Consider the following 2,540-nt stretch of genomic DNA (forward strand, 5'->3'; position numbering starts at 1 on the left):
GCCTGGGCGATGGTGGTGGCCGAGAAGGTGTTGGTCTCGCTGATGTCGGCGCCGGCCGCATAATACTGGTCGTGCAGATCGGCGATGATGTCGGGCCGCGTCAGGCAGAGCAGGTCGTTATTGCCCTTCAGCTCCAGCCGGTGGTCCTTGAAGCGCTCGCCGCGATAATCGGCCTCGTCCAGCTTGCGCTTCTGGATCATCACACCCCAGGACCCGTCAAGGATCAGGATGCGCTCTTTGGCGATCGCCTTCAGGCGGGCGACGCGCTCGGCGCGTCCGGGCTGGACCTTGCTCATGCCGCCTCCGTGACGGGTTGCGGGCCGTCCTCGCGCACGCCCAGCACGCGGCAGATGGCGTAGACCAGGTCGGCCCGGTTGAGGGTGTAGAAGTGGAAGTCCGAAAAGCCTTCCTCGGCCAGGCGGGCGCACATCTCCGTGGCCACCGAGGCGGCGATCAGCTTGCGGGTCTCCGGATCCTTGTCCAGGCCGTCGAACAGATTAGCCAGCCAGGCCGGCACCGGAATGCCGCAGGGGGCGGCCATGCGCACCAGCCCCTTGTAGTTGGACACCGGCATGACGCCCGGCGAGATGGGAATGGTGATCCCGGCGGCCCGGACCTTGTCCATGAACCGCAGGAAGGCGTCGATATCGAAGAAGAACTGGGTGATGGCCCGCGTGGCGCCGGCGTCGATCTTGGCCTTCAGCACGTCGATGTCGTGATCGAGGGACGGACTTTCCGGGTGCTTCTGCGGATAGAGGCTGACGCTCACCTCGAAGGGGGCGATGGCCCGGATGCCGGTGGTCAGCTCCGTGGCGTTGAGATAGCCGTCCGCGCGCGGCTGATAGACTCCGCCGAGGGCGCCGGGGGGGTCGCCGCGCAGGGCCACGATGTGGCGGATGCCCGCCGCCCAGTAGTCGGCCACCACCTCGTCCACCTCGGCGCGGCTGGCCTCCACGCAGGTGAGGTGGGCCGCGGGCTTCAGCCTCGTTTCCTTCAGCATGCGCACCACGGTCCGGTGGGTGCGCTCGCGGGTCGAGCCCCCCGCCCCATAGGTCACCGAGACGAATTCGGGGTTCAGCGGCTCCAGGCGGCGGATCGCCTCCCACAGGCTGGCCTCGGCCTCGGGCGTCTTGGGCGGCGAGAATTCGAAGGACACTTTGGGGCGCTGGGCCACGCCGGCGCCCGCCCGGGCCACCGGCCCCAGGGCGTTGGGAGGGATGAAGGTCATGCGGCGTGTCTCTCCTGGAGCGGCGCGCGCTCTGCGCTCCAAATCTTCACGGTCAGCCCGCCGTCGCGGGCGGGCGGCAGGGCCTGGGTCTGGACGGCGGACAGGCCCGCCTCCTCCAGCCAGCGCCCGATCTCGGCGTCGGAAAACCCCAGGCGGCGGTGCTGGTGCTGTTCGCGCAGATATTCCAGGGTGTGCGGGGCGAAATCGATGATCAGCAGCCGGCCCCCCGGCTCCACCAGCCGCGCGGCCTCGCGCAGGGCCGCGGCTGGCTCGTTCAGATAGTGCAGCACCTGGTGGACCACCACCAGATCGGCGCTCTCGCCCGGCAGGCGGGTGCCGAAGATGTCGCCATGACGCAGTTCGCAATGGTCCAGCCCCGCCCGGCCCACATGGCTGCGGGCGATGTTGAGCATCTGCTGCGAGAGATCCAGCCCCACCGCCTGCTGCGCCGTCGGTCCCAGCAGGGTGAGCATGCGCCCTGTGCCCGAGCCCAGATCCACCAGCCGGCGGAACGGCCCGGGCCCCGCGGCCTGGCGGATGGCGCGCTCCACATCTTCCTCGGCCACATAGAGGGAACGGATTTCGTCCCAGCGGGCGGCGTTGCGTTCGAAATAGGCGCCGGCCTCGGCCTCCCGCTCGCCGTGGACGGAGTGCAGGCGTTCGGCGTCCCGCGCCAGGACGGGATCGGCGGGGTCGATCACCGCCAGCACCTGGTCCACCAGACGGCGCGCCTCGCCGGAGGCGACGATGCGGTAAAAGACCCAGGCGCCGTCGGGGAATCGCTCCACGAGGCCGGCCTCGGCCAGCAGCTTCAGGTGGCGCGAGACGCGGGGCTGGCTCTGGTCCAGGATGCGGCAGAGCTCCAGCACCGCCAGCTCCTCATGGGCCAGCAGGGCGAGAATGCGCAGACGCGTCGGCTCGCCCGCCGCGCGCAAGACATCGACGATCTGACCCGTGGACACCGCCATGGGCCATATAAAGATATCTTTATGCGTTTATGTCAAGCCGTCAGGCGGCTTCCGCAAGGCCCTCCAGCGCCCAGGACGTGTCCGCCCGCACGGGCAGATCGGCCGCCAGCCGTCGCCGCACCAGCGACCAGGCCTGAGCCTCGTCCATCGCCTCAGGCAGGTCATAGAGCCTGGCGAAGGCCCTAAGATCCGTCCGGGCCGCCCGGCTCAGGTCCGGGGCGTCGCCGACGAGAAGCGGATCATAGAGGCGGCAGAGTTGACGAAAGGCTGTCGCCGAACACACGAACGCGGACGCAGGGAACATCGAAACCACAGGCAGCACAATCACCGCCACCCCAATGCCC

At 69.2% G+C, this 2,540-nt stretch carries 4 protein-coding genes; all 4 read right to left on the reverse strand.

The window, feature by feature from the left end; translation table 11 throughout:
- A partial coding sequence (locus V7D28_RS14825; RefSeq protein WP_333588153.1) for a homocysteine S-methyltransferase family protein occupies positions 1 to 296 on the reverse strand: 296 nt, incomplete at its 3' end.
- Entirely contained in the window at positions 293 to 1,228 is a 936-nt protein-coding gene (metF, locus tag V7D28_RS14830; protein ID WP_333588154.1) for a methylenetetrahydrofolate reductase [NAD(P)H], read from the reverse strand. The genes metF and V7D28_RS14825, both read right to left, overlap by 4 nt.
- Positions 1,225 to 2,196 (reverse strand): ArsR/SmtB family transcription factor, encoded by a 972-nt coding sequence (locus V7D28_RS14835; RefSeq protein WP_333588155.1) that lies wholly within the window; start codon positions 2,194 to 2,196, stop codon positions 1,225 to 1,227. Before V7D28_RS14835 ends, metF begins: the two co-directional genes overlap by 4 nt.
- A gap of 40 nt (positions 2,197 to 2,236) precedes the next feature.
- The coding region (locus tag V7D28_RS14840; protein WP_442957949.1) for a hypothetical protein at positions 2,237 to 2,540 on the reverse strand (304 nt) is incomplete at its 5' end.

It is taken from the genome of Phenylobacterium sp. (genome assembly GCF_036723115.1).
In the GTDB taxonomy this organism is placed as follows: domain Bacteria; phylum Pseudomonadota; class Alphaproteobacteria; order Caulobacterales; family Caulobacteraceae; genus Phenylobacterium.